At 60.0% G+C, this 20715-nt stretch carries 19 protein-coding genes and 1 other annotated feature; of the genes, 7 read left to right on the forward strand and 12 right to left on the reverse strand.

Going from position 1 to position 20715, the window contains the following annotated elements:
- Positions 1-160: 160 nt before the first annotated feature.
- From J2046_RS30360 to J2046_RS30400, 10 genes are all read right to left on the reverse strand, one after another.
- Positions 161-1519, reverse strand: a complete 1359-nt coding sequence (locus tag J2046_RS30360) for an MFS transporter (RefSeq protein WP_210058206.1) — start codon at positions 1517-1519, stop codon at positions 161-163.
- A 7-nt stretch (positions 1520-1526) separates the two neighbouring features.
- A complete protein-coding gene (locus tag J2046_RS34185) occupies positions 1527-1658 on the reverse strand; it encodes a hypothetical protein (RefSeq protein ID WP_267950880.1) in 132 nt (43 codons plus the stop codon).
- A 250-nt stretch (positions 1659-1908) separates the two neighbouring features.
- Positions 1909-2223, reverse strand: coding sequence for an ArsR/SmtB family transcription factor (locus tag J2046_RS30365; RefSeq protein WP_036743019.1), 315 nt, complete (start codon positions 2221-2223; stop codon positions 1909-1911).
- Positions 2224-2237: 14 nt separating this feature from the next.
- Positions 2238-3251: a cation diffusion facilitator family transporter gene (locus J2046_RS30370; protein ID WP_210058208.1), complete on the reverse strand. Its 1014-nt coding sequence runs from the start codon at positions 3249-3251 to the stop codon at positions 2238-2240.
- 150 nt (positions 3252-3401) lie between these two features.
- Entirely contained in the window at positions 3402-3590 is a 189-nt protein-coding gene (locus J2046_RS30375; protein WP_210058210.1) for a hypothetical protein, read from the reverse strand.
- Positions 3591-3850: 260 nt separating this feature from the next.
- Complete coding sequence (locus J2046_RS30380) at positions 3851-4063, reverse strand: hypothetical protein (protein ID WP_036743030.1); 213 nt, start codon at positions 4061-4063, stop codon at positions 3851-3853.
- Between the two features lie 2 nt (positions 4064-4065).
- Positions 4066-4578 (reverse strand): Cu(I)-responsive transcriptional regulator, encoded by a 513-nt coding sequence (gene cueR, locus J2046_RS30385; RefSeq protein WP_210058213.1) that lies wholly within the window; start codon positions 4576-4578, stop codon positions 4066-4068.
- 22 nt (positions 4579-4600) lie between these two features.
- Positions 4601-5617: a 2Fe-2S iron-sulfur cluster-binding protein gene (locus J2046_RS30390; protein WP_210058215.1), complete on the reverse strand. Its 1017-nt coding sequence runs from the start codon at positions 5615-5617 to the stop codon at positions 4601-4603.
- An 11-nt stretch (positions 5618-5628) separates the two neighbouring features.
- On the reverse strand, positions 5629-5892 hold the full coding sequence (locus J2046_RS30395) for a glutaredoxin family protein (protein WP_210058217.1): 264 nt from the start codon (positions 5890-5892) through the stop codon (positions 5629-5631).
- 53 nt (positions 5893-5945) lie between these two features.
- Positions 5946-8504, reverse strand: a complete 2559-nt coding sequence (locus J2046_RS30400; RefSeq protein WP_122002201.1) for a heavy metal translocating P-type ATPase — start codon at positions 8502-8504, stop codon at positions 5946-5948.
- A gap of 160 nt (positions 8505-8664) precedes the next feature.
- Between J2046_RS30400 and J2046_RS30405 the strand changes: the two genes are divergently transcribed.
- From J2046_RS30405 to J2046_RS30430, 6 genes are all read left to right on the forward strand, one after another.
- Positions 8665-8886 carry a heavy-metal-associated domain-containing protein gene (locus tag J2046_RS30405; RefSeq protein ID WP_100653169.1) on the forward strand — a complete coding sequence of 74 codons (222 nt, stop codon included), beginning with the start codon at positions 8665-8667 and terminating at the stop codon, positions 8884-8886.
- A 13-nt stretch (positions 8887-8899) separates the two neighbouring features.
- Positions 8900-9304: a CopM family metallochaperone gene (gene copM, locus J2046_RS30410; RefSeq protein ID WP_100653171.1), complete on the forward strand. Its 405-nt coding sequence runs from the start codon at positions 8900-8902 to the stop codon at positions 9302-9304.
- Positions 9305-9450: 146 nt separating this feature from the next.
- Positions 9451-10947 (forward strand): multicopper oxidase family protein, encoded by a 1497-nt coding sequence (locus J2046_RS30415; RefSeq protein ID WP_325169807.1) that lies wholly within the window; start codon positions 9451-9453, stop codon positions 10945-10947.
- 477 nt (positions 10948-11424) lie between these two features.
- Positions 11425-12684, forward strand: a complete 1260-nt coding sequence (locus J2046_RS30420) for an efflux RND transporter periplasmic adaptor subunit (protein ID WP_100653174.1) — start codon at positions 11425-11427, stop codon at positions 12682-12684.
- Entirely contained in the window at positions 12681-15845 is a 3165-nt protein-coding gene (locus J2046_RS30425) for an efflux RND transporter permease subunit (RefSeq protein ID WP_210058219.1), read from the forward strand. The genes J2046_RS30420 and J2046_RS30425 overlap by 4 nt, the downstream gene beginning before the upstream one ends.
- A 378-nt stretch (positions 15846-16223) precedes the next feature.
- A protein-coding gene (locus tag J2046_RS30430) for an IS3 family transposase (protein ID WP_233470393.1) occupies positions 16224-17455 on the forward strand; the annotation gives its coding sequence in 2 pieces (ribosomal slippage) (positions 16224-16515 and positions 16515-17455; 1233 coding nt in all).
- Positions 16508-16624 (forward strand) — a sequence feature (AL1L pseudoknot). (Overlaps the previous gene by 117 nt.)
- Positions 17456-17564: 109 nt before the next feature.
- On the opposite strand, the gene J2046_RS30435 is transcribed toward J2046_RS30430, so the two are convergent.
- Positions 17565-17942 carry a hypothetical protein gene (locus tag J2046_RS30435; protein ID WP_210058221.1) on the reverse strand — a complete coding sequence of 126 codons (378 nt, stop codon included), beginning with the start codon at positions 17940-17942 and terminating at the stop codon, positions 17565-17567.
- 175 nt (positions 17943-18117) lie between these two features.
- On the opposite strand from J2046_RS30435, the gene J2046_RS30440 reads away from it, so the two are divergent.
- Positions 18118-19337 (forward strand): IS3 family transposase gene (locus J2046_RS30440; RefSeq protein WP_210058223.1). Its coding sequence is split into 2 segments (ribosomal slippage): positions 18118-18457 and positions 18457-19337, totalling 1221 coding nucleotides; the frame shifts between segments, so codons are not numbered across the junction.
- 13 nt (positions 19338-19350) lie between these two features.
- Here the strand turns inward: J2046_RS30440 and J2046_RS30445 are convergent.
- The gene (locus J2046_RS30445) at positions 19351-20514 is read right to left on the reverse strand and encodes an MFS transporter (RefSeq protein WP_325169808.1); all 1164 of its coding nucleotides are present in this window, start codon (positions 20512-20514) and stop codon (positions 19351-19353) included.
- Positions 20515-20715: the final 201 nt, after the last annotated feature.

The following is a 20715-nucleotide window of genomic DNA, read 5'->3' on the forward strand; positions in this document are numbered from 1 at the left end:
AGACAGCTCGGAGCCGCGTGGTCCGTTCGGAAGGCTCGCCGTCGCTGGCGCTTGGCGACCGGGAGCGCTGGGATCAAGGCGGCCATAGGAGTCCGGTCTCCGGTCAGGTGAGGCGACCGGCCGGGGGAGACATGTTTGTGCTTCCACCGCCACATCGTTCCTACCCCTTTGGCCAGATTGGATGATGGTCATCGATGACAAAAGGGTGGGCGTGACGGACCGGCCCATGGCGATGGCCGCGCTTCGCGTCGGCCTCGCCGGAGAGAGGCGGCGCATGATCGACCCCGGCTTCAAGCGGATGGCTGTGCTCGATTTCGTGGTGATCGTGCTCGATGATATCGGGATCATGTGCGGGCCAGAGTCGCACGGCAGCAATCGCGCCAGCCCCAGCCGCGATGGCCAGCACCGCGAAAGCCGTCGTCATCCCGAAACCTGCTCCGAGCCAACCCGCCAGCGGATAGGTCACGAGCCATCCAGCATGCGACAGCGCGAATTGCGCGGCGAAGAGCGACGGCCGATCCTCCGGGTGTGCGGAGCGACGCTGCAGGATTCCACCTGGCGTCATGACAGCGGAACCGGCGGCGCCCAGCAAGAACCAGAGAACCAGAATGGACCACCAGCTCTGGTAAAACGCGGCAATCGCGAGCAACACCGGCAAAGCTACTGAGCCCGTGATCATGACGCTGCGCGGTGATCTGCCTTCGAGGAGTTTGAGCAAGGCGAAGGCGACGACCATGGAACCCGCCCCATAAGTAGCAAAGAACCATGCAACATCGCCTTCCGTGCCCCCGAAGCCTGCGCGAACGATGACCACCGTGTTCACGATCACCATCGCGCCCGCCGCCGACGAGGCAAAGCTGAGGGCTAGCAACCCGCGCAGGCGCGGCGTCGCGAAATAGATCCGGCTTCCGCGTGTCAGCCGTTCAAGGAAGGGGCGCTGCACCGTCTTGGCGACCGGCAGGGCGACCGAAAGGACCAGCAGGCCCGAGGCGATGAAGCCGATGGCATTGCCGAGGAACAGCCAATGAAAGCTGATGAGCGTGAGCAGAAGGGCGGCCAGCAGTGGGCTGAGCAGGGATTCGAGTTCATAGGCCAGCCGCGACATGGAAAGCGCGGCGGTATATTCCTTTTCGTCGGGAAGAACGTCGGGAATGGTCGCCTGGAAAGTCGGCGTGAAGGCAGCCGAACAGGACTGGAACAGGAAGACCAGCGCATAGATTTGCCAGACCTCCGTGACGAACGGCAGTAGCAGCACCATACCGGCACGCAGGACATTGAGCGTCACCAAAAAGGCGCGGCGCGGCACCCGGCCCGCCAACGCGCCCGCGAAGGGCGAGACGCCGACATAGGCGATCATTTTGACGGCGAGGGAGATGCCCAGCACTTGACCGGCGTCGGTGCCAGCCAGATCATAGGCGAGGAGGCCGAGGGCGACCGTGGTGAGACCCGTGCCGATCAGGGAAAGGACCTGCGCGGCGAAGAGATTACGATATGTCCGGTTGACGAGGATCGAAACCATGGCGATCCTATTGGCTGGTGAAAAATTCGCGCTCGGCCGGCCCAAATTGGACCGCGTCGAAGCGCACGCAGGTCGTGCCTTCGACCGGCGGGCCGGATTTCGTTTCAACCGACAAGTTGTTCTTCACCAAAGCGTGCATTACCGTCTCCTTACCTTCGTCAATCGGGCCTCAGACAGAACTGTGCGGTCTCCAATGGTTGGAAGGTCAAGACCCGATTTCATCTGATTCCCGGCAAGCCGACCCAAGCTCGCGCGCCGGACTGAACGCGGCGAGTTCAATCTTCGTAGTACGGCTCAGACACGAAGCGAGGCGATGAGTTAGCCGTGCGGAGCCAAGGACGCAGGTGCCGAATTCACATCGTGTTTCGGATGGCTCCGCTGATTTCTACCTAGTCATCAGCATGGTCTTCGTGGATATGGAACGCCATGTCGATCAGCATGTCGCTTACATGGCTGTCCGCCACTTCGTAGAAGACCTGCTTTGACCGACGCTCCCCTCTGACGAGCCTTGCACCTCTGAGCAGCCGCAAATGATGGCTGACCAACGTCTGCGATAGCTCCAGATTCTCAACAATCTCGCCAACAGACCTTGGACCTGGCAGGCAAAAGAGCAGAATTCTCAGTCTTGTGGGATCGCCCAGCAGGCGGAAAGTCTCTGCCAATACGGTTACGTCGTGCTGCGTCAAGGATGGGGCTTGTTTCAATGCTCATGCTCCTGTTAGGCGTGGACGTGCTCATGGCCATTGTCATGGTCGTGTCCATCCCCATGCGCGTGGCCCGTCGGGACAGGGAATTGGGACAGGCTGCATGCTTCCGCTTCGTCATTCCAGTCGATAGCGATAGTCGCATGTTCGATCGTAAACTGTGACTTCAGTTCATTCTCGACTCCGCGCACGACAGAGCGAGCATCGACATCGGCAGCCGGTCGCACATGCATCGTGGCCAAGGTCCGCCCGGAGGTGATCGACCAGACATGGATGTGGCTAACGGACGCCACGCCAGGGATATTTTCGACGAGATGACGTTCAATCTTTTCCGGCGTCGCGTTGTCGGGCGCACCTTCGAGCAGGATATGGATCGACTTGCCAAGAAGGCCCCAGGCGCTGCGCAGGATCAGCAGGGAGACAACCACCGACAGGATGGGATCGATCGGGGTCCAACCCGTGTAAGAGATCACAATGGCTGCTGAAACCGCACCCACGGAACCGAGCAGGTCACCCATGACATGAAGGGCGGCGCCCTTGATGTTGACGTGCTCGCTATCGCCGCGCGTCAGAATCCAGAACACCAGGATATTGATGAGAAGGCCGGCGATGGCAACGCCGAGCATCGGTCCCGCCAAGATCACGTGCGGTTCCTGGAAGCGCTGCCAAGCTTCATAGACAATCCAGACGACGATCGCGAACAGCGTGATCGCATTGATGAAACCGGCAAGGACCTCGAAACGCAGATAACCGAAGGTTCGCTTGGGGTCGGCCGCACGCCGTCCGAACCGAAAGGCCGCATAGGCTAGCGCCAGCGCAGCCGCGTCGCTCAACATATGTCCGGCGTCGGCCAGCAGCGCCAGCGATCCAGAGATCAGACCGCCGATCACCTCCACGATCATGAACGTGAAGATCAGGAAAAACGAGAGAAGAACCTTGCGCTCATTATCGCTCGTGACGGTCGGCGCATGGGAGTGATCGTGGGAATGGTCATCGTGAGAATGACCATGGCTGAGTGAATGGGACATTTCAGGGCTCATCCGTTTGACATATAACACATGAATAGGTGTTCATATGTTGTATGTCAACCACCCCGCTAGCAATCCGCCCCAGCGGGCAGGGTCTACGCCGGGGTAGCGGGTCACCGTATCGCGCCGGTAGGCTTGATCACGGTCCGGTCAATGGACCGGGATGGGGTCGGGGGAAACCTGTCCGCTGCTGGCATTGACCAGCACCGCCGCAATGACCGCCGCAATCACGAGGGCAGCTCCAGCGCCCATAAGCGCAAGACCATAGCCGAAGATCAGTGCGTCACTGGCAGATCTCTCCACATCGCCACCGCCGGCCTCGCGCGCGATAGAGCGCACCGAGTGCATCCGGCAACCTGCTCGCCGTGACCGAGATGGAAATGGTCGAAAGGACGGCCAGTCCCAACGCAACGCCGACTTGCTGCGAAGCGTTGAAGAGTACCGAAGCAATACCAGGAGGGGGGTCCGGCCGCCGCTGAGGTTCGATGTCCGCCGCCTCCGCATTGTGATCCGCGACGCATCGGTAGTTGTTGACCTGCGTAGTCGGCAATGGCCCGTCCCGTTTCTGGCTCATCCATCCTTGGATCTCACTGGACAGATCATATCTTAATGACGTGCTGGCATTCTCTCCGAGGCGCGGGAAGCTTACCGATAGCCAGATAAGCTTCAGACAGTGGCTTGTGAGAAACTGCGGCACCAGTCTCTCGCGCATCAATCAGTTCAAGGGTCTGCAAAAGCTTCTCGGCAACTTCCATGTCGCCGTCGGAACAGGCCCGTTTGAACAGGTGCAGGATTTCGCGGGCGAGGATCATAGCTACTGCTCCCTGGCGCCATAGCTGCTTCTTTTTGCCTGTGCCGAAACAACGGGCCCGAGGTGCTCGAACTTGTTACCCGTCGCTCCAGAACGACGGCGAGTCTTGGGCGTCCTGTCCGACTTACCATCCGCCGAGAGTTCGTCGATGATCGGGCAGTCCGGTCGGGCATTACCCCGACAGTTTTCGGCCAGATGCTTGAGCGTCATGCTCATCTCCTGGAGTTCGCGTGCCTTCCGCTCAAGCTCTTCGACATGCTCAAGTGCAACACGCTTGACGTCAGCGCTCGCACGGCTTCGATCTCGCCACAGGGCGAGCAATTCGGACATTTTCTCGACCGAGAAGCCGAGATCGCGCGCATGCCTGATGAAGCGCAATGTATGCACATCCTTTTCGGAGTAGTCGCGATAGCCGCTATCTGTTCGGGATGCCTCCGGGATCAATCCAATCGATTCGTAGTAGCGGATCATCTTGGTCGAAACGCCCGATGCCGCCGCAGCCTTGCCGATATTCATCATCCTGTCCTTTCGGTAGGTTTTATGTGGTCGTTTCTTCGGGCGTAAAAAACACGTCCGCATGCATGTCCTCGCTCCGCAGGCCCAGTTCGCGAAACATGACGCCGGCAGCGTCAATCATGGCGGGCGGTCCCGCCATATATGCCTTCCAGCCATCGAGATCCTGAATGTCACTTACGATCGCATCCGTTACCAGGCCGGTTCGGAAGTGATCGGATCGGCTCACCTCCGAGAGCACGGGAATGAACTGGAGATTGTCGTAGGTGCTCGCCAGAAGACTGAAATGTTCGACCAAATAGAGATCGCGTTCCGTCCGCGCCCCAAAATAGAGATGGATCGGCTGACGCAGGCCGCTTGCCAGCGCCATTTCGACAATCGACTTGATCGGAGCGAGACCCGACCCGCCGGCGACTGCGAGAATTGGACCGGTATGCTGTTCGCGCAGAAATGAACTGCCGAGCGGCCCGCGAACCGACACCTCGTCACCAACTTTGAGTGACCTGGCGACGTGTTCGCTCGTGGCTCCACCGGGCACATGCCTTATATGGAATTCGAGATGGGGCCGGCCTGGCTGGTTCGCCATTGAATAGTCGCGCGCCGGCGCACCGGCAAACGTTACCTGCGCATACTGACCTGCCCTGAAGGCGACGGTCTCCCCCGCTTCAATCTCCAGCCTGATCTGGCGGATGTCGTGGGTTGCGTCATCGATGGCGACAACGCGGGTCCGATAGGTGCGAACGGGAAGATCAAGCTCCTCCTCATCCTCATCGAGCCACGCCACCGTACAGTCCGTGAGCGGTCGCGCCCGGCACGCCAGGATCAAGCGCTGGTTTCGCTCTTCATCCGTCAGGGAAAACCGCGTGTGCGGCAGGAGGTCGACCTCGCCACTGAGCAGTCGGGACTTACATGAGCCGCAGCGGCCCGAGCGGCATCCATGAGGATATGCGATCCCTTCCTCCAGCGCCGTCTCGAGAATGGTGCGGCCAGCCGGTACGGTGATGGTGCGCGCTGCCTGCCGAATCTCGATCTGTCTTGCCATGGCAATCTCCCTCAGGCAGTGCCCAATGACAGGGCTTCTGCCAGGCGAGGCTTCTGGTCGGCAAAGGTTCCGTAGAAGACCTGTTCGTTGACGATCGTGATCGGGGCGACACGCACACCGGTGCGCGCCTTCGCCTCTTCGGCTATCTGGGGATCTGACAGATCCCGCTCTTCATATGGAACTCGCTGGTCTGCAAGCCACCGCTTGACAGCATGGCAGTCGGGGCAGGTTGGCGTTGTGTAAAGCACCACCGATGGGCTCTTCGTATTGGTCATCGTCCATTCCTTTCTTCATATCTGGCGAGCCTGCCGGAGCAGACCCGCATGTCTCATTTCGCGGGTGCGAGTTCCGGCCGATGGTGCGGGGCAGCACCGCTCTCCACCTGCGCGGGGGCGCGGAAGGTCTTGAGCCGGAGCGCATTGCCGAGCACGAAGACGCTCGACAGGGCCATGGCGCCGGCGGCGAAGACCGGTGACAGCAGGATGCCGTAGGCCGGATAGAGCAGCCCGGCGGCAACGGGGACCAGAGCCGTGTTGTAAGCGAAGGCCCAGAACAGGTTCTGCCGAATGTTCCCAATCGTCGCCTTGGACAGTGCGATTGCGTTCGGTACGCCTTGCAGGCTCCCCGACATAAGCACCACGTCGGCGGCCTCGATGGCAATGTCCGTTCCGGTGCCGATGGCAAGACCGACATCCGCTTCGGCCAGCGCCGGAGCGTCATTGATGCCGTCGCCGACGAAGGCAACCTTGCCATGCTCAGCCTTGAGGCGACGCACCGCGTCGACCTTGCCGTCCGGCAGGACTTCCGCCACCACCTCGTCGATCCCAAGGCGCTTGGCGATAGCCTCGGCCGTACGCTTGTTGTCGCCGGTGATCATCGCAACCTTGAGGCCGAGATCGTGCAGCGCCTTAATCGCCGCAGGCGTCGTCTCCTTGATCGGATCGGCCACGGCGATGATCGCCGCGAGTTTGCCCTCGATCGCCGCATAGAGCGGCGACTTGCCCTCATTGCCGAGACGTTCGGCAACCTTGGCGAAGCCTGCCACGTCATGGCCGAGTTCGGTCATGTAGCGGTCTGCGCCGATCTCGACGCGCTTGCCACCGGCCAGGGCCTTGACGCCGAAACCCGTCACCGATTCGAAGTTCGATACGGCCGGCAGCGGAATGTCCTCCCCTGCGGCTGCATCCACGATCGCACGGGCAATCGGATGCTCCGACTTCGCCTCGACGGACGCCACCAGACCGAGGACATCCGCCCGGTCGAAACCGATGGCCAGTTCCAGATCGGTGAGCGCCGGCTTGCCTTCGGTCAAAGTGCCCGTCTTGTCGACCGCGACGACCCTTGCGTCCTTGAGCAGTTGTAGCGCTTCACCCTTGCGGAAGAGCACGCCCAACTCCGCCCCCCGGCCAGTGCCCACCATGATCGAGGTCGGCGTCGCCAGACCCATGGCGCAGGGGCAGGCGATGATCAGCACGGCGACGGCATTGACCAGCGCGAAAGTGAGCGCGGGCGACGGCCCGAAATAGAGCCAGGAAGCGAAGGTCAGGGCCGCTACGGCGAAGACCGCCGGCACGAACCACATGGTCACCTTGTCGACCAGCGCCTGGATCGGCAGCTTCGATCCTTGCGCTTCCTCGACCATGCGGATGATCTGCGACAGCACGGTGTTGCCGCCGACCGCAGTCGCACGGATGGCGAAGGCACCCTTCTGGTTGACCGTGCCGCCAACCACCTCGCTGCCGTGCTTCTTGGAGACCGGGATCGGCTCGCCGGTGATCATCGATTCGTCGACATAACTCTCGCCTTCGATGACCTCGCCGTCCACCGGGACGCGATCGCCGGGCCGAACCTCGACAATATCGCCGGAAACGACCGAACCGATCGGCAGGTCGACCGTCTTGCCGTCCCTGCGCACACGTGCCGTTTTTGCCTGAAGGCCGACGAGACGCTTGATCGCCTCGGATGTCCGGCCTTTGGCGCGCGCTTCGAGCAGCCGCCCGAGCAGGATAAGCGTCACGATCACCGCGGCGGCCTCGAAATAGACGTTTACCGTTCCGGCGGGGAGGAAGCCGGGCGCGAAGGTCGCCACCAGCGAATAGCCATAGGCGGCCAGCGTACCGACTGCGACCAGCGAGTTCATGTCAGGGGCGAGCCGCCCAAGTGCCGGAAGTCCCTTGTCGTAAAAGCGAATGCCCGGAACGAACAGGACGATGGTTGTCAACACGAATTGGATGTACCAATTCGACTGCATGCCGATGGTCGAGGCGATCAGGTCATGCATGCCCGGGATGACGTGTGAGCCCATCTCCAGGATGAAGACCGGCACCGTCAGCACCGCTGCGAGGGTGAAATCTCGGGTCAGTTCGCGGCGTTCTGCTTCCTTCTTCGCGGCGCGATCATCGGTCTCTACTTGGGCGGCCCCGGATCCCGCCGCGATCACCTTGGCGTCATAACCCGCGTTTTCGATTGCTGCCACCACCACAGCGGCGTCGGCAGTTCCCTGGACCGTGGCCTTCTCCGTTGCGAGATTGACGACGGCGTTGGTGACGCCGGGCACGGCCCGGAGAGCCTTTTCGACACGACCCACGCAGGAGGCGCAGGTCATACCCTCGATCGCCACCTCAAGCGAGGCCGCCGCCGGCGCGGAGAAACTTTCCGGAACCTCATAGCCTACATCCTTCACGGCCTTGACGAGCGTGGCTGGATCAACCGGCTTGTTCGTAGTGATGCTCGCTTTTTCCGTTGCCAGATTCACGATCGCATCGGCGACGCCTGGCACGGTCTTGAGGGCTCTTTCGACACGACCCACGCAGGAAGCGCAGGTCATCCCTTCGATGGGGAGTGATATCGTTTCAGACAGGTCTGTTGCTTGAACGGGGGCATTCATAGCCGCCTCCTTTTCTTGTCCCGAATTCCAGTTCGGACAGAAGGTGCGGCTTCCAACCATGGGAAGGTCAAGAGATGAGAAGGAGAAAAATCGCTATTGACCTTCCCATGGTTGGAAGCCGCACATTCGGCAACGTTAAAGCAAGACAAGGAGATTTCTCATGGAACTCAGAATCGAAGACATGACCTGCGGCGGCTGCGCAAAATCCGTTAGACAGGCGATCCTGTCGATTGATCCGAATGCCAGGGTCACGACCAATCCCGAGGCGCGCACGGTCGTGGTCGAGACGACTGCTACCCTGGCGGCACTTCAGCAGGTCCTTGATGAAGCCGGTTATCCCGCGACCGCAAAAACGCCGGGCACGGCCTTGAGAACCTTATGATCAGAGCAGAGCCATGAACAAACTCACCCCGATTTTTATCGCCGGCGCGCTAGCTGTTGCCGGCGGTCTCGCCTACGCGCAATCGCAGATTGGCGAACAAGAACAAGGAGCAACCATGAACCGCGGTGAACATGCCGGTCACGGCGCAAGCACGCCTTCCGACAATCCTGTCATTCGCGCCTATCAAGATGTCAACGACAAGATGCACGCCGATATGGCCATAGAGTTCACGGGTGATGCGGACGAGAATTTCATGCGCGGCATGATCCCGCACCACCAGGGTGCGATTGATATGGCGCGCGGCGTGCTCGAACACGGAACGGATCCGGAAGTCCGTAAGCTCGCCGAGGGCGTGATTACCGCCCAGGAAGGCGAAATCGCCATGATGCGCGAATGGCTGGCAAAACGCGGTCAGTGACAACGGAGCGGCTCTCAGGAGCGGCCTTCCCCCATGAAAAATGCATAAGACATGGTTGGACGGCGTCGCCGTTGACTGTCAAACAACCGAAAGGAAGACGATCGATGCAAAGGCGTACTTTTCTGGCAAGCCTTGGGGGCCTCGTCGTGGCCGGGCCTGCAATAGCTCAAAAGCACGATATGGGCGGCATGGATGGCCACGGTAATCACGCCGTGCCTCCCACAAACGCCAACCCGGTTTTGCCGGAGGGACATCCGCTCAAGGAGCTGCCACGCCTGTCCAATCAGTCGGCCGCACCGGGCGTATTCAAGGTAAAGCTCGCAGCAGAACCGGGCACCATGCGGTTCGCCGAAGGGCTCGATACGCCTGTGCTTCTCTACAATGGCACCAATCCCGTAATCGAAGCACGTGAGGGTGACAAAGTCGAGATCAGCTTCAAGAACGGAATTCCGGGCGAACCCACGACGATTCACTGGCATGGCATGCCGGTGCCGGCCGACCAGGATGGCAATCCGATGGACCCGGTGGTATCGGGTGGTGACCGCATTTATGCGTTTGATCTGCCGGAAGGCAGTGCGGCACCTTACTGGTTCCATCCCCATCCTCATGGTTTGACCGCCGAGCAGGTTTACCGCGGACTCGCTGGTGTCTTTCTGGTCAAGCCAAAGGACGATCCCATCCCGTCGGAGTATGGCGACACGATCCTCATGCTCACGGATCTCAGGATCGCCGCCGACGGGACAATGCCGGAAAGCACGATGGCTGATCTGATGAACGGCCGCGTTGGCGATCATGTGCTCGTTAATGGGCAGAAGAACCCGACGATGGCTGTTGCAGTTGGAGAGAAGCGTCGCTTGCGCCTTTTTAACGCGACAAACGCGCGATTCCTACGGCTCAAGTTCGAGAATGCGAGCATGACCGTCATAGGAACGGATGGTGGCCTAATCGAAGCCCCTGTCGCCGTCGATGAGCTGCTGCTCACGCCGGCCGAACGCGTTGAGTTGATTGTTTCTTTCGACAAACCGGGAACGGCCATGCTCACGACGCTCGAATATGAGCGCGGCTGGATGGGGCCGGGTAAGCCGAACGAGGCCGACATGACCCTATTGACGGCACACGTATCAGATGCGCCGGCAAGCGCAATACCTCCGTTGCCGGCAAAGCTACGCACCATCGAAGCTCTTGAGAATCCGGTTGTCACGCGTCGTTTTGTGCTGACGGAATCCATGGGCGGTATGGACCATAGTAACATGTCGATGCAGGGCATGGATCACTCCAACATGTCGATGTCTTCCGACAGCATGGAGATGAAGTTCCTGATCAACGGTGCCAGCTTCGACATGCACCGCATAGACGTAGTTTCGAAAGTCGGACAAGTCGAACTTTGGGAAGTCGTCAACGAAGCGGATATGGACCATCCGTTCCATGTGCATGGGACGCAGTTCCAGATAATCGAGCACGAGAAGGACGGAAAGGTCACCAGGCCAGCCTATCGCGCATGGAAGGATACCGTGAACATCGTGGCCGGAGAGACGGTTCGGATTCTGCTGCGCCAAGATCTGCCGGGACCACGCATGTATCACTGCCATATCCTCGAGCACGAACAGCTCGGAATGATGGGTACGATTGACGTTCGAGCCTAAGTTTTGGATCGGCACATGAAACAAAGGCCCGCCGCGAAAATAATCGCGGCGTGCTAATTAGGATACATGGCTCTGTTGTGGCGTTGCACCGCCGGCTCCTGCTTTTCAGGGGCACATATTCCGCCGCGGGGCGCTGGGACAAAGGCTTCCCTTCTCGCGCCCTAGCGCCCGCCGAAAGCCACTGATTATTTGATTTGGGAAAGCCGCCGGTCACGCTTCGTTAGCGAATTTCCGGCCGCTGAGGCGTTCCGCACGGCCGTTCCTAAGAAGCTAAGACGAACTCCTCCCGACCGAGCGCATCGGAGAAATCAGCTTTGCTGACGACCTGATCAAACACTTGATAACTCACGTCAAGAGCTTCTTCTAAAAAATTGTTTCTCGGCTCTTGACCTTCCGATGGTTGGAAACCGCACCTTCGTAAAAAGTCACCGCCGTCTCACGCTGTGAGGTGGTGTGCCCTTATGAAGGAGAACGATAATGAGTCATAAAGCCACCACTCTGATGCTTGTTGGGGCGGTCGTCGCGGGTGGTACTCTTGGCACTGTCTATCGCGAAGAATTAGAACAATACGCCGAAAATCTACTGGTACGCGTTTCGTCGGCTACCGTGCCACAAGCCGCTGCACAGCCGGCTCAAATGCCTGCCCCACAGGTCCCCGTCGCCGAAGTCATCACGCGCAAGGTCGCGCCGTCCGCGGAGTTCACCGGCCATCTCGAAGCGACCAGGGCCGTCGAACTGCGTCCGCGCGTCGGCGGCGCAATCGACGCCGTCAGCGTTCCCGAAGGCGGCCTCGTGCGACCGGCTGAGCTTCTCTTCCAGATCGATCCGAGACCATTCCAGGTTGCGCTGGACGGAGCCAAAGCCCAGTTGCAGCAGGCAAAGGTTCTGCTCGATCAGGCCGAAATCGATTTCCGGCGGGCCGAAACACTGGCTCCGAATGGGACCGTGTCGCGCAAGACCTTCGATGACGCGCAGGCAGCACGCCGTCAGCGCCAAGCCCAAGTAGAAATCGCCAAGGCTGCCGTTGCGGCCGCGGAACTTGATCTGTCGTTCACGCGCGTCACGGCACCGATCGCTGGGCGGGTCGACCGTGTTCTCGTGACAGAAGGCAATCTCGTCACCGGTGGCAATGCAGGGGCTGCGACCCTGCTCACCACGATCGTCTCGACCGATCCGCTCTATGTCTATTTCGATATCGACGAAGCCACCTATCTCGGATTCGTCGCTCGTGCACGCGCATCAGACTCGGAGAGGGTTGGCGGCAAGCTTCCGGTGCAGGTCGGTTTGATGACCGATACGGGCTTCCCACATGCCGGCGAACTCGACTTTCTCGGCAATCGTGTCGACCGGAGTACGGGAACGATCCGCGCCAGGGCGGTTGTCAAGAACCCGGATGGCCGGCTGACGCCTGGCCTCTTCGCACGAGTGAAGCTCGTTACCGCCGAACCGGCTCAGACCGTGCTCATCGACGAACAGGCAATCGGTACCGACCAGGGACGCCGCTACGTTCTAGCTCTCGGAGCCGAGAACAAGGCTGAGTACCGACCGGTTGAATTGGGGCCAATGATCGATGGTTTGCGCGTTGTCTCCAGCGGCCTAAAGCCAGGCGAGAAAATCATCATCAAGGGGCTGGTCCGCCCCGGAATGCAAGTTGACCCGCAGACGGTTTCGATGTCGCCGGGCCAATCCGTCGATGGCGACCGGGCGGCGGCTGCATCGCAGGAGGCGCGTCGATGAACATTCCACGCTTTTTCGTCGACCGTCCCATCTTCGCGGTCGTCCTGTCCGTGTTGATGCTGATCGGCGGTGGCCTTACGCTCCTGAAACTGCCATTGAGCGAATATCCGCAGGTGACCCCGCCGACGGTACAAGTCACCGCAAGCTATCCAGGCGCCAGTCCCGAAGTGATTGCAGAAACGGTTGCCGCGCCGCTGGAGCAGGTGATCAATGGCGTTGAGAACATGCTCTATATGAGCTCGCAGGCGGCGACCGACGGGCGCATGACGCTTACTGTGACCTTCCAACAGGGCACCGACCCCGACATGGCGCAGATCCAGGTGCAGAATCGCGTCTCGCGCGCGCTTCCGCGTCTGCCACAGGAGGTTCAGCGTATTGGCGTCGTGACGCAGAAGACTTCGCCCGACATCCTGATGGTCGTTCATCTCGTGTCACCCGATGATCGCTACGATCCTCTTTACCTGTCGAACTTCGCCACCTTGCAGGTACGCGACCAGCTTGCGCGGCTGTCAGGTGTGGGTGATGTACTCGTCTGGGGTGCTGGCGAGTATTCCATGCGGGTGTGGCTCGATCCGGCCAAGGTGGCAGCGCGTGGTCTGACCGCCTCGGACGTGGTGGCGGCAATTCGCGAGCAGAACGCTCAGGTGGCCGCAGGATCGGTAGGCCAGCAGCCAGATGCCTCGGCTGCGTTCCAGGTCACGGTCAACACGCTCGGCAGGCTTTCAAGCGAGGAGCAGTTCGGCGACATCGTTGTCAAGACGGGCAGCGATGGCCAGATTACCCGTTTACGCGATATTGCCCGTATCGAGCTCGGCGCAGACGCTTACGCGCTGCGCAGTCTTCTCGACGGCAAGCCGGCGCTGGCAATGCAGATCGTCCAGAGCCCGGGCGCCAACGCACTCGACGTGGCGAGCGCTGTTCGCAGCACCATGGAAGAACTGCAGAAAGGCTTTCCCGAGGGAATAGAATACCGCATTGCCTACGACCCCACCGTCTTCGTCAAGGCGTCTCTGGAGGCCGTGGTGATGACACTGCTCGAAGCCATCGTCCTGGTCGTGATCGTCGTCGTGCTTTTCCTTCAGACATGGCGGGCTTCGATCATTCCGCTCGTTGCGGTCCCGATATCGCTGGTCGGCACATTCGCGCTAATGTATATGTTCGGCTTCTCGCTGAACACACTGTCGCTGTTCGGTCTCGTACTTTCCATCGGAATCGTGGTCGACGACGCCATCGTGGTCGTCGAAAATGTCGAGCGGCACATCGCGCTTGGCGAAACGCCGAAGGAAGCGGCGCGCAAGGCCATGGACGAAGTGACCGGGCCGATCGTTGCCATTACGTCCGTGCTGTCGGCCGTGTTCATCCCATCAGCATTCCTGTCCGGCCTGCAAGGCGAATTCTATCGCCAGTTCGCGCTCACGATCGCAATCTCGACCATCCTGTCGGCGGTCAACTCTCTCACTCTCTCTCCGGCGCTTGCAGGCGTGCTCCTGAAGCCGCACCACGGCGAGGTGAAACGTGATCTCCTGACCCGGGTGATTGATGGTCTGTTCGGCTGGTTTTTCAGGCTGTTCAACCGCTTCTTCGACACGGCCTCGAATGCTTATGTCTGGTCCGTGCGCCGTGCCCTGAGGGTAAGCTCGCTCGTTCTGATCGTCTATGTCGGCCTGTTGGGTTTGACATGGATGGGTTTCCAGTCTGTACCCAGCGGATTTGTCCCGGCTCAGGATAAATACTACCTCGTCGGCATCGCCCAACTGCCGACCGGAGCCTCGCTCGACCGGACCGAGGCAGTCGTCAAGGAAATGTCGGAGATCGCTCTCGCCGAACCGGGCGTGGAGAGTGTCGTGGCATTTCCGGGTCTGTCCGTCAATGGCATGGTCAATATTCCCAATGCCGCCGTTATGTTCACGATGCTCAAGCCTTTTGACGAACGCAAGGACCCCTCGATGTCTGCTTTCGCCATCGCAGGCCGCCTGATGGGCAGGTTCAGCCAGATACCCGATGGCTTCGCCGGTATCTTCCCGCCGCCACCCGTTCCAGGCCTCGGCTCGACCGGCGGCTTCAAGCTCCAGATCGAGGATCGGGCGGGACTTGGTTTTGAAGAGCTTGCTAAGGCGCAGGGTGCAATCATGGCAAAGGCGATGCAAGCACCGGAGCTGGCCGGTATGCTTGCGAGCTTCCAGGTAAATGCGCCACAGGTGCAAGTGGACATCGACCGGGTGAAGGCCAAGTCGCAGGGTGTGCCGCTCAACACCATATTCGAAACGTTGCAAGTCAACCTTGGCTCGCTTTACGCGAATGACTTCAATCGCTTTGGCCGGACCTATCGTGTCGTCGTCCAGGCGGACGCCCCCTTCCGCATGCAGCCGGAGGACATCGGCCGCCTGAAGGTGCGAAACGCAACGGGCGAAATGATTCCGCTGTCGGCTCTGCTAACGATCGAGCACAGTTCGGGGCCAGACCGGGTGATGCATTACAACAGCTTCCCGTCGGCCGATATCAGCGGTGGGCCTGCACCCGGCTACTCGTTCGGACAGGCAACTGCTGCGATAGAACGGATCATCACGGAGACTTTGCCGCCCGGCATGGCCTTCGAGTGGACCGAGCTTGCCTATCAGGAGAAGCAGGCTGGAAACACAGCAATGTACATCTTCCCGCTGTCCGTTCTGCTCGCGTTCCTCATTCTCGCTGCGCAGTATAACAGCTGGTCGTTGCCGTTCGCTGTGCTGCTGATCGCGCCAATGGCGTTGCTATCGGCCATCGCGGGCGTCTGGTTGACCGGCGGCGACAACAACATCTTCACCCAGATCGGCTTTGTGGTGCTGGTTGGCTTAGCCGCCAAGAACGCCATCCTGATCGTGGAATTCGCGCGAGCGAAGGAAGATGAAGGCGTCGATCCATTGAATGCCGTGCTCGAAGCGGCCCGGCTCCGCCTGCGGCCGATCCTGATGACATCACTCGCATTTATCGCCGGTGTCGTTCCACTTGTCATCGCAACCGGCGCCGGCGCCGAAATGCGGCATGTCATGGGCATTGCCGTGTTCGCGGGCATGCTCGGCGTCACGCTCTTCGGCCTGCTCTTGACGCCGGTATTCTACGTGGTCGTGCGGAGATTTGCGACCCGCCGCGAAAGGTGCATGAGCACTGAAGGGCTGTCCTGAAACAACAACCATAAACAATTCACGGCGATCGCATCCAGTCTGGTCATAAGACCCAAGGACGGATGCGATCGCTCCCACGATCAAAACCGATCCTGATGCGCTGAAGAAATGGCCGCAGCCGGGCGGCGCAAGCCCGACTGCTCACATAGACCCGGAACAACTGTAGTGAGAGATCCTTATTAGAACCGCAAATTACGTTGTGCTTATTATACTAATCTGAGCAAAAGCGCCTGCCATGGTTCGCCGGTTAAGTGCGTGGAATCCCTCGACGGAAGTCATGTGAATGGAATCTCGGGCATATTTGGGTGGGGCTTGTCGTAGAGACCTGTGAACCGCGCCGGGTTTGTCGGAGGCCCCAACTCCTGAGAGGATGGGGCTATGACGAGCAAGACGACGAACAAGTTCTCGCCTGAGGTGCGTGCCCGCGCGGTGCGGATGGTGCTGGATCACGAGGCCGAGCATCCGTCGCGCTGGGCGGCGATCATGTCGATTTCGGGCAAGATCGGCTGCACGGCGCAGACGCTGAACGAGTGGGTGAAGAAGGCCGAGGTCGACAGCGGCCGCAAGCCCGGGCTGACGACGGACATGGCGGCCAGGCTCAAGGCTCTCGAACGCGAGAACCGGGAGCTTCGGCAAGCCAATGAGATCCTGCGCAAGGCATCGGCGTATTTTGCCCAGGCGGAGCTCGACCGCCGACACCGGTCATGATCGGCTTCATCGATGACCACCGCGGGGCGTATGGGGTCGAGCCGATCTGCAAGGTGTTGCCGATCGCCCCGTCAACCTATCATGAGCATGTCGCCAAGCGGACCGATCCGGGGAAGCTCTCGGCTCGGGCGAAGCGAGACCTGGAGCTGAAGCCTCAGATCGAGCGTGTGTTCGGCGAGAACTTCGAGGTCTACGGCGCGCGCAAGGTCTGGCGGCAGATGTTGCGCGAGGGGTTCGACGTCGCCCGCTGCACGGTCGAACGCCTGATGGCTGATCTCGGTCTGCAAGGCGTCATTCGCGGCAAGCCGATCCGCACGACCGTCCAGGACAAGGCCGCCCCGTGCCCGCTGGACCATGTCAACCGGGTGTTCCACGCGCCGGCGCCGAACATGCTGTGGGTCTCGGATTTCACCTATGTCAGCACCTGGTCGGGCTTCGTCTACGTCGCCTTCGTGATCGATGCCTATGCTCGCCGGATCGTCGGTTGGAGGGTGTCGCGGACGGCCCATGCGAGCTTCGTGCTCGACGCGTTGGAGCAGGCCCTGCACGAGCGCCGACCTGTGCACCGCGGTGGGCTGGTGCATCATTCGGATCGCGGTTCGCAGTATGTCAGCATCCGCTACACCGAGCGCCTGGCCGAAGCGGGCATCGAGCCCTCCGTCGGCAGTGTGGGCGACAGCTATGACAACGCTCTCGCCGAGACGATCAACGGACTCTACAAAGCCGAGCTGATCCATCGGCGCGGGCCATGGCGATCCTTCGAAGCCGTGGAGTTCGCGACCCTGACCTGGGTCGACTGGTTCAACCATCGCCGGCTGCTGGAGCCCATCGGCAACATCCCACCGGCCGAAGCCGAGGAACGCTATGACGCGATGCTGGACGAGCCAGCTATCGCAGCCTGACTCAAACCAAACGGCCTCCGGCGAAGCCGGGGCGGTTCAGAGGCTTTCGAGCTCGTCGTAACTTAGCGACATTGATGGTTGGTTTGAGTGATCCAAGCGACAGGACGTGCTATGGACTTTCCGAAACCGAAATGAACTTTGATCTGCCGCTGGAATTTCCTCCAGAACGGAAAGTCCGCCCACTGGTGACGGTATCATCGGCTTCCTCAACCCCTGCCAATTCGTGGCGTCCGTCCGGGTGTTCCTTGATAAGCAAGCGCTCGGGGGTATCGTCCTCGCTGTAGTAGCTCTCTCGGCCGGCGGCCATATGGGCGCGAGCGGCGCGTTTTGGACTGAAGGGCATGTACTCCGACGATGCCAGGACTCGTCCATCGTCCCGATGACGGGCGACAAAATGTAGCTCAAACCTCTCTTCAATCGCGGGAAGCCAAGTGCGCCATGCATCGGCGAAAACCTCGCTTGCATCTTCTGGTTTGAAAGGACGCATGGTTGTTCGGGTCGTTGATATTCAACGTCTCGCATAAGGGGTGCCTTGTGAGTTGTCACAAAACTCTCAAAACTTCACAGTAACAGGCATTAGGGCTTCTGCGAATCTGTAGTGGCCCCCTAAATCCCCGGACACGATCTCCCACTTGCTAAGTGTTAGGAGTAATGTGCCCATTATGACCAGTCACATCCCCAAGATTGAAGTGCTGTCCGGCCGTGAGCGTCGCCGTCGCTGGTCGACAGCGGAGAAGCTGGCGATAGTCCAGGAGACCTACGAGCCTGATGTCACGGTCAGCATCGTGGCGCGACGGCACGGCATTCAACCGAACCAGCTATTCGCCTGGCGCAAACTTGCGGCGCAGGGTGCGCTGACGGCCACGGCATCGCAGGAAGAGGTCGTTCCTGCATCCGAATACAGAGCGCTTCAGAACCAGGTTAAAGAGCTGCAGCGCCTCCTCGGCAAGAAGACGATGGAAGGCGAAATCCTCAAGGAAGCGCTTGAGATCGCATCAGGGTCAAAAAAACACCTGTTGCGCTCGCTCTCGTTGCCGAAGGACGGTTCCCGATGACGACGGTGTGTGAGACCTTGGGTGTCGCCCGATCCAACATCGCGGAATCTGTGAAGCGACGTCCCTCCAAAGCCAGAGGGCGTCCGCCGCTTGCTGATCGGGAGCTGGTGGATGAGATCAAGACCATCATCGACGATATGCCCACCTACGGATATCGCCGGGTGCACGCGATCCTTTGCCGTAAAGCCCGAAGCGAAAGCCGACCGTGGCCAAATGCCAAACGCGTCTACCGGGTGATGAAGGTTCACGGCATGCTTCTTCAGCGCCACACCGGTGCTCTCGACACCCATCGCCACGATGGCCGTGTTGCCGTCGAGCAATCCAATCTGCGCTGGTGTTCAGACGGCTTCGAGATCGGCTGCGACAACAAGGAGAAGGTCCGCGTTGCGTTCGCGCTCGATTGCTGTGATCGCGAAGCCATTGCCCATGTCGCGACAACAGAGGGCATCAAGAGTGAGGACGTCCAAGACCTGGTCATTACGGCTGTGGAGAATCGCTTCGGTCTCATCAACACTCTTCCAAAGCCAATCGAATGGCTGACTGACAACGGCTCCTGCTTCATCGCAAAGGACACCAGGTCACTGCTTGTCGATATCGGCATGGAGCCTTGCTCCACGCCCATTCGCAGCCCCCAATCCAATGGGATGGCAGAGGCTTTCGTCAAAACATTCAAGCGCGACTACGTCTCAGTGAACCCTCGACCAGACGCCGCAACCGTCATCGCGCAACTGCCCTCATGGTTCGAACACTACAATACCCTTCACCCGCACAAGGCATTGGGGTATCGCTCGCCTCGTGAGTTCTTAAACCGTCAAACAGAAACCTGATCCTGTCCGGTTTTTAAGGGGCAACTCCAGAATCCATGATGCGTCTGTCTGCGATAGTCAAAATCACCGCAATAGCCAAGGTGACGCCAAACACCAGCATAGTTCGGGCCGATCCTGCGATTTCAAGCTGCATCGCCGCGACGGGCAGAACCGCGAGAATAGTCAGATTATTGAGGCTTTCCGAAACCGCCAGCACCTGACCTTTGTCGTCTTCGCTTCGAGTGGCGAGCATTGAAGTGCTGGTCGGTGCGGCAAGTCCGAGCGCAAAGCCCCAAACGGTAAGGCACGCCAGTCCACCCTCCAGCGGCAATGGCGCGATCATGAACGTGCCAATCGCCATGATCAGGAATAGCAACGCGGCCATGAGCGTTCGTTCGTCTCCTCGAAAGAGGCGGACAGCCCGTCCGACCCCGAGATTGCCGAGCAGAAGTCCTAGGCCGAATGCGGAGACTGAGATGCCAACGATTCCGACGCTGAGGCCATGACGCTGTCGTAGCACCTCGCCGGCGAGCAGGAAGCCTGCGACGGCCGTGCCGTTCCAAAGTCCTTTAGCGACCAAAGGGCGTGTAATGCTTCCCTCTCCGATCCAGCCAAGTCGCCGCCTGTTTGTTTCGGAATGGTGGGCTTTGCTTTTCGGGATTGCACGCCGGGCAACGGCGAATGTCGTCAAGCACCCGGCAGCTGTCGTAAGGAAAGGTGTGCGCCAATCGAACGCTTCCGTCAGGATGCCTGCAATCACGGGGCCAGCCACAATTCCGGTCGTCATCCCGACCATGACCGTGCCCATGGCTGCGGATTGCCGATGCGCGTGGATAATGTCGGCCACCAACGCAAAGGCTGTGGGGATGAGCGCCGCCGATGCCAAGCCACCGAATATCCGCAACGCGATAGCAGCGCCGAAACTGGGTGCTACCGTTAATGCGAGCCCATCGATCGCGAACAGAACAAGCGAGACCAGCAGGAGGCGGCGGCGGTCGATACGATCAGACAGAAAGCCGAAGATCGGCGCCGCAACGGCATAGGAGAGGGCGTAGCTGGACACGAGCCAGGAGGCGTGTGCCGGTGTCGTATCGAAGGCGGTTGCCAAAGGCGAAAGCATTGTCGACAGCATGAATTCGGTTGCTCCGACAAAGAAGACCGTGAGAGCAAGGGCAGGTAAAAGGAATCGTGAGGGCACGATTGTCCTCCTTGAGTAATAAAGCTGGAAGAAAACCGGCGCACGATATTCGCGAGCGGATTCGTGGCACCGGAGCAAAATGGATTGGGAAATTTAGGAACGTCTTCTAGGTCCTGTTGACAAAGTGGATTCCCAAATCAGCAGAAGCGTGATTCAAGACTGCTTTTTAGGAGGCAGTTTTGGCTCGCGGCGACCTGACAG

Source organism: Neorhizobium petrolearium, assembly GCF_017873175.1.
Taxonomy (GTDB): Bacteria; Pseudomonadota; Alphaproteobacteria; order Rhizobiales; family Rhizobiaceae; genus Neorhizobium; species Neorhizobium petrolearium.

Coding starts and splice junctions, on each gene's coding strand:
- J2046_RS30360 (WP_210058206.1), bottom strand. CDS start 1,519: ATGGTTTCGATCCTCGTCAACCGGACATATCGTAATCTCTTCGCCGCG.
- J2046_RS34185 (WP_267950880.1), bottom strand. CDS start 1,658: ATGCACGCTTTGGTGAAGAACAACTTGTCGGTTGAAACGAAATCCGGC.
- J2046_RS30370 (WP_210058208.1), bottom strand. CDS start 3,251: ATGTCCCATTCACTCAGCCATGGTCATTCTCACGATGACCATTCCCAC.
- J2046_RS30380 (WP_036743030.1), bottom strand. CDS start 4,063: ATGATCCTCGCCCGCGAAATCCTGCACCTGTTCAAACGGGCCTGTTCC.
- cueR (WP_210058213.1), bottom strand. CDS start 4,578: ATGAATATCGGCAAGGCTGCGGCGGCATCGGGCGTTTCGACCAAGATG.
- J2046_RS30390 (WP_210058215.1), bottom strand. CDS start 5,617: ATGGCAAGACAGATCGAGATTCGGCAGGCAGCGCGCACCATCACCGTA.
- J2046_RS30395 (WP_210058217.1), bottom strand. CDS start 5,892: ATGACCAATACGAAGAGCCCATCGGTGGTGCTTTACACAACGCCAACC.
- J2046_RS30400 (WP_122002201.1), bottom strand. CDS start 8,504: ATGAATGCCCCCGTTCAAGCAACAGACCTGTCTGAAACGATATCACTC.
- J2046_RS30405 (WP_100653169.1), top strand. CDS start 8,665: ATGGAACTCAGAATCGAAGACATGACCTGCGGCGGCTGCGCAAAATCC.
- copM (WP_100653171.1), top strand. CDS start 8,900: ATGAACAAACTCACCCCGATTTTTATCGCCGGCGCGCTAGCTGTTGCC.
- J2046_RS30420 (WP_100653174.1), top strand. CDS start 11,425: ATGAGTCATAAAGCCACCACTCTGATGCTTGTTGGGGCGGTCGTCGCG.
- J2046_RS30425 (WP_210058219.1), top strand. CDS start 12,681: ATGAACATTCCACGCTTTTTCGTCGACCGTCCCATCTTCGCGGTCGTC.
- J2046_RS30435 (WP_210058221.1), bottom strand. CDS start 17,942: ATGCGTCCTTTCAAACCAGAAGATGCAAGCGAGGTTTTCGCCGATGCA.